Source organism: Bradyrhizobium sp. (assembly GCF_049586575.1).
GTDB lineage: Bacteria > Pseudomonadota > Alphaproteobacteria > Rhizobiales > Xanthobacteraceae > Bradyrhizobium.
Genome location: NZ_JBAVCF010000249.1, coordinates 1 through 5,902, shown reverse-complemented (window position 1 = coordinate 5,902; position 5,902 = coordinate 1). Strand labels below are relative to the sequence as shown.

Annotated in this window: 5 protein-coding genes; all 5 read right to left on the bottom strand. The window is 61.1% G+C overall.

Annotated features, from left to right (window positions below; translation table 11 throughout):
* Positions 1 to 36 precede the first annotated feature (36 nt).
* Positions 37 to 189: a hypothetical protein gene (locus WB528_RS09610; protein WP_423888187.1), complete on the bottom strand. Its 153-nt coding sequence runs from the start codon at positions 187 to 189 to the stop codon at positions 37 to 39.
* A gap of 199 nt (positions 190 to 388) precedes the next feature.
* Positions 389 to 1,993, bottom strand: coding sequence for a sulfite reductase subunit alpha (locus tag WB528_RS09605; protein WP_423888186.1), 1,605 nt, complete (start codon positions 1,991 to 1,993; stop codon positions 389 to 391).
* Positions 1,990 to 3,777, bottom strand: a complete 1,788-nt coding sequence (locus WB528_RS09600) for a NirA family protein (protein WP_423888185.1) — start codon at positions 3,775 to 3,777, stop codon at positions 1,990 to 1,992. Before WB528_RS09600 ends, WB528_RS09605 begins: the two co-directional genes overlap by 4 nt.
* 15 nt (positions 3,778 to 3,792) lie before the next feature.
* The gene (locus tag WB528_RS09595) at positions 3,793 to 4,623 is read right to left on the bottom strand and encodes a formate/nitrite transporter family protein (RefSeq protein ID WP_423888184.1); all 831 of its coding nucleotides are present in this window, start codon (positions 4,621 to 4,623) and stop codon (positions 3,793 to 3,795) included.
* A gap of 320 nt (positions 4,624 to 4,943) precedes the next feature.
* The coding region (locus WB528_RS09590) for a CmpA/NrtA family ABC transporter substrate-binding protein (RefSeq protein ID WP_423888183.1) at positions 4,944 to 5,902 on the bottom strand (959 nt) is incomplete at its 5' end.

Here is a 5,902-nt window from a genome sequence, read left to right as displayed (position 1 = left end):
GGCATCGAGGTCGCGCCGTTCAAGCGCGGTTAGGCTTCAAAAAGGATGGACTGAAAGCGTTCCGAACACGACGCCTGCGATCAGTGCGAAGGCGCCGTACAGCGCCGCCGCTTGGAATCCTGTTCCGGTTTTGCGGGACAGCGAACGCGCATACAGATGCAAACGTGCTTCTGCCGACAGTTCGCGCATGGCCGATCTCCAGGATGACATCCGAGCAGTGGAGTATCGATTGCGGGCAGAAACAAGTCGGAGCCCAAAATAGCGATATCGTCGTTCTCTTGGAGTCAAACGCGCGCGAAAATTTCTTCGCAACCGCCCTGGGCAGGAATTTTATTCGTCCGAATTGTCGCGTTCGGGAACCAGTTCCGCTGGAATACCAGATACACCGCTAATACACGTCCTGCTGATAGCGGCCTTTCTTCTTGAGTTCACCGACAAAGTTGATGGCTTCATCGGTTGAGCGCGCGCCATGCTGAGCGACGATGTCAACCAGCGCGCGCTCAACGTCCTTGGCCATTCGTTTGGCATCACCGCAGACATAGACGTGCGCCCCTTCCGCAAGCCACGACCATAGCTCCCGGCCGACCTCGCGCATGCGGTCTTGCACGTAGAATTTCTTGTCGCCGTCGCGCGACCACGCGAGCGACAGGCGTGTGAGAAGGCCTGCCGTTTTCATGGCGTTCAATTCGTCCGAATAGAAGAAGTCGCAGCTTGATCGCTGGTGACCGAAGAACAGCCAGTTGCGGCCATTGGCGCCGGTGGCCCTGCGGTCGAGCAAAAAGGCGCGGAATGGCGCGATGCCGGTCCCCGGCCCGATCATGATGATCGGAATCTTCGGATCCTGCGGCAGGCCGAAGCCGTGCGCCTTCTGCACATAGACCTTCACCTGATCGCCGGGCTGGACGCGCTCGGCAAGGAAGTTCGAGGCAAGCCCCAGCCGCTTGCGCTTGCCGATCACATATCGCACGCAATCGACCGTCAATGACAGTTTGCCTGGGGTGGCGTTATGCGACGATGAAATCGAATAGAGCCGCGGCTGCAACGGCTCGAGCGCTTCGATAAAGGCTTCCGGATGTGGGCGAACGCCCGAGAATTTCTGCAAGCCTGCCATCACATCCAGCGTCGCGGCATCGCCATCGGGATCGTCACCTTGCGCCAATGCGCGCGCCTTCTCGCGCTGGGCGCCACCGGTGATGAAGGAAATCAGCTCGAACAGCGAATCCGGTGCTGGCGCGAGCGAGACTTCGTCGGTCAGGACTTCGCGAAGCGTCCGCCCGCGCACTTCGGTCGTGTGCGAAGCCCCGAGCAGCGCGATGATCTGGTCGACATGACCGAGTTCATTGCGGGCAAAAATGCCGAAGGAGTCGCCGACGACATAGTCGAGGCCGCTTCCCGCAAGATCGAACTCGATGTGCCAGGTTTCCTTTTCCGACCCGCTCTTGTTGAGCAAACGCCGCGACAGGAATGTCGCGGGTGCGGGATTGTCGCGCGATCGGCCAAGCTCCACGAAGGATACCGCCGCGCGCGTGGCTGGCATTGCCGACGCCTCCGGCGCTACGGTTGGAGCCTTGTCCAGTTCCTCATGGAGGGTCTTCAGCATCCGGGCGGTTTCCTTGCCGCCGGGGACGCAGAGGTTCAGGCGCCCTTCCGCCTTGCTCGCAATGGCCTCGGAATAGTCATGACAATTGTAGCCGCATTGGCCACAATCCTGTTGCGCCATCGCGGCCATCATGCGCCGCCGCAACGGGCGTCCCTCCGCAAGCTTCATGCGATCTGCGATCGGCATGGTTTGGTCGTGCCAGGGCGCAGCGCCATCGTCGCCGTCGCCTCCGGGGCCTTTCATGACGGCGGCGCCCTGCTCGGCTGAGAGCGGCGTCACCGTCTCGGTCAGCAATCCGGCGAAAAAGCCGTTAAGCCAGGTTCGTTGCGCCTCGGAGAACGGAGCGCTCGACGGAATGATCTCGATCTTGGGCGGGGGCGTGATCTGGTTCATGCGGAGGTCTCGGCCAACTTGCGCAGCGTCTCGCCGTCGTGGCGGCGTGCGAACGTCAGGAAGGTTTCCGACGGCCCGGCGCGATGCGCCAGATAGGCCTTGAGCAGCTTCTCCACTGTTTGCGGAGCTTGTTCGGCCTTAAGGTCGTGATAGACCTCCTGGCCAATGTCGGCGTCCGGGCCGAACCCGCCGCCGGCGAACAGATGATAACCTTCGACAGTGTCGTCGCCGTCACCGGCGGGGACCTTGGCGCCGATGAGGCCGATATCGCTGATGTAGTGCTGCGCGCACGAATGATGGCAGCCGGTCAGATGGATGTTCAATGCCGTGTCGACTTCGACGCGGCCATCGCACCAGTCGCCGATCGCCGCCGCATCGGCCTTGGTGTTGGAAGCGGCGAACTTGCAGCCGGTATTTCCGGTGCAGGCGATCAGGCCCGCGCGAAGCTGCGAAGTCTTGACCGCAAGCCCGATCGCCTCGACCGCCGCGACCGCAAGTGCGAGGTTCTCGTCACTTACGCCCGAGATCAGAAGGTTTTGCCAGACGGTCAATCGGATATCGCCGTCTCCTAGATCGGACGCGATCCTGGCGAGGCCGCGCATCTGTTCGCAGGTGATCTTGCCGAGCGGCAACGCGACGCCCACCCAGTTCAGGCCGTCCTGCTTCTGCCGGTGCACGCCGATATGGGCCATCCGATCGAACGCAGGTCGCGGCGCGAGCGCTTCCGGCGGGATGCGCGTCATGGCATGGCCGAGTTTCGCCTCGACCAGTTCGAGAAATTTGTCGATTCCGATTTTGTCGATGACATACTTCAGGCGCGCCTTGAGGCGATTAGTGCGATCGCCCGTATCGATAAAGGCGCGCACGATCGCATCCGCCACTTTCGTTGCGTCTTCCGGCTTGACGATGATGCCGGTTTGCTTCGCAAAATCCTTGTGCCCCGTAATGCCGCCGATTCCGAGGCGAAACCACACGCCCGGTTCGACGCCGAAACCATCCTTCACCTCGACTGCGGCGAAGGCGATGTCGTTGGTGTCTTCCAGCACCGCGATCTTGCCCGAGCCGTCGAAAGCGACGTTGAATTTGCGCGGCAAGCCATAGAGCGAGCGGTCGTTGAGGATGTGAAAGTGCCATTCGCGCGCATACTCGCGGGTATCGATCAGTTCCTGCGGATCGATGCCGGCCGTCGGCGTGCCCGTGACATTGCGAATATTGTCGGCCCCGGAGCCGCGAGAGCAGAGCCCGAGGTCCTGAATACCCTCGATCAGTGCGACCGCATTTTTCGGCGCAATTTCGCGCACCTGGAGATTGGCGCGGGTCGTGACATGGCTATACGGGCCGCACAGGCGCTCGGCGAGATCGGCGAACCCTGCGAATTGCCAATGTTTGAGAATGCCGTTCGGTATCCGCAGCCGGCACATGTAGGAGTCTTGCGCCGGCGCGACATAGAATAGACCGTAATAGCGCCAGCGGAAATTATCCGCCGGCGATGGTGGCGCATTGGTCAGTGCCTGTTGCCGGAGCCGCGGATAAGCATCGAAAGGATGCTCCTCGCGCTTGAATTTCTCCTGATCGGCAAGTTTCTTCCCCGAAGCGAGAAGTTGATCCTGGGCCTTGATGTGCGCCGCATCCGGCCCGGCTGGCTCGGCATTGGCCTGCGCCGGCGCGGAAGAACCACCGGGAAGGCCGCGGCCGTTTCGGAGTATCTGAACGCCGGCCGCAAAGCCTTCGAGGTAGCGCTTCTGTTCGTCGGTGAAGTCGACAGTGAGCATTTCAAGCTTCATCGGATCAACGCACCGCTACTCTGCTGCCTGGACGGCAACTTGCGTGGCGGCGATCGTCTGGCCTGTCGGCTTGTATGTGGAATAGAGCGCAAGACCGGTGCAAACGAATCCGCCAATGATATTGCCGAGCGTGACCGGGATCTGGTTCCAGACCCACCAATCGTAGATGGTGACCTTGGCGCCAAGCAGCATGCCGGTCGGAATCAGGAACATATTGACGACGGCGTGTTCAAAGCCGAGCGCGAAGAACAGAAAGATGGCGATCCACGTTGCGGCGATTTTTCCGATGGTGGAGTTGGACGTCAGAGAGAGGACGACGCCGAGGCTCACCAGCCAGTTGCAGAGGATGCCTTTCACAAAAAGACTCAGCATGCCGGCCGCGCCGATTGCCTCGTTGGCAATGGTCTTGGCTTCGGCCGCAGCCACAATGCGGGCCGCTATGCCGGTCACTTCCAGCTTGCCCATGTTTGTCAGCGATCCCGCGATCAGAACGCCGAAGGCAATGCTGCCGATCAGATTGGCGAGGTAAACCCACGACCAATTGGCGATGACGGCGCCCCAGCTTGCTTTTCCTTCAAGGCGCGCAAGCGGCACCAGGGCAAAGCTCCCCGTGACGAGTTCGAGATTGAGCACCACGATAATGGCGAGGGCGACTGGAAAAATCAGGGCGCCGACGATCGGTTGGCCTGTCGTGGCCGCGCCCGTAAAGGCGAGCGTCGTTGCCGCGCCAAGCAGCGCGCCGGCCAGGATTCCGCGGATCATCAGATCGCGCGGCGCCAGTGCCAGTTTCCTTGCGCTGGCATCAATCATTGAAATAGCGACGTCGGCAGGCTTGATGTAGTCCATAACGAAGCTCCGGCTGCCACGCTTCGCGCGGCGCAATGAGTGGAATGGGTTGATGGTCCCCGGACTGTTCCAGGTGGTCCGCTGAGCCTCGTTGCCGCGGAAATCCATCTCGATGGACGCCAACGGGCGTCGGTGGCGCTGGCTGCACTGCAATATACAAGTTGCGTGCCACAACGATTCTTATTCTAAAGACAAGTTATCTCAGATAGTTATGGGAGTTCTGGAGGAATCGGCACCACCGAGCACCCGCGAATTTTGGGCACTCATGCACAATAAATAATCAGTGTAGAAAGGTTGCCTAATTTTGCGCCAGAACGTCGCTAAGGCTTCCTGCTCCCTGTCCGCAGGGCTGCGAAATAGGCATCGATCTGAGCAGGATCGAAGACTGGCCCCGTGAATGCGTCGATAGCCCTCGAAGCGGTTTGGCGCCTCGCGTCGCGCCCAAAGGCGGCTTCGTACAGATCAGGCCGGAACACGTTCTGCGCAGTCGTCAGGGCCTCGTGGCTGATCGCCGTCTGCCGCCAGCGCACCATTTGCGCGTAAAGCCATGCCGCCTGGATCGGGTCGGGCACGGATGCACGCTCCCTGGCGAGCAGCATATAGCAGTCGCTTGAGCGGATGGATCCGTCCGGCGCAATCTTCATGCGCCCCTGCAGAGTCCTTAGGATCACCTCGGCATCGACGCCGATATAATCGGGCCGTGCCAAAACCCGCGCCACCTCATTCCGGTTGTCGGGCGCTTCAGTGAACTCGGCCGCCCGAAAGACCGCCCGAACCAGCGCCGCCAACGTTTGCGGATTTTTCTCCGCCCACGGCTGTCGGATCGCCAGCACCTTTTCTGCCGCGCGCTGCATGATATCGGAACCGAAGTGCAGAATTCGGCCGACGCCGCCGTCGACCGCTATCGAATTCCAGGGCGCGCCGACACAAAAGCCATCGATTTGACCGCCCGCGATGCTGTCGACCATGAAAGGCGGAGGCAGAACGACAAGGCGAACGTCCTCGTCCGGGTCGATGCCGCCGGCGGCCATCCAGAAACGCAGCTGGTAGTTATGGGGCGAAAACGGAAACGTCATGCCGAAGGTCAGCGGCTCGCTGCCGTTTCGACGACGTGTTGCGACGACCCGCGAGAGCGCCCGTGCAGTCGCCATTGGATCAACCGCGTCCCCGTCGATTTCGGTCATAATCGCCGCATGTAGTGCCGGCGACACCGTGATGGCGTTGCCGTTGAGGCTCAGCGTCAGCGGCACGACGATCGGCACCTTGATATGTCCAAGCC

What these genes read in the sequence shown, in the direction of transcription:
- WB528_RS09610 (WP_423888187.1), bottom strand. Translation starts at nt 189, where the DNA reads ATGCGCGAACTGTCGGCAGAAGCACGTTTGCATCTGTATGCGCGTTCG.
- WB528_RS09605 (WP_423888186.1), bottom strand. Translation starts at nt 1,993, where the DNA reads ATGAACCAGATCACGCCCCCGCCCAAGATCGAGATCATTCCGTCGAGC.
- WB528_RS09600 (WP_423888185.1), bottom strand. Translation starts at nt 3,777, where the DNA reads ATGAAGCTTGAAATGCTCACTGTCGACTTCACCGACGAACAGAAGCGC.
- WB528_RS09595 (WP_423888184.1), bottom strand. Translation starts at nt 4,623, where the DNA reads ATGGACTACATCAAGCCTGCCGACGTCGCTATTTCAATGATTGATGCC.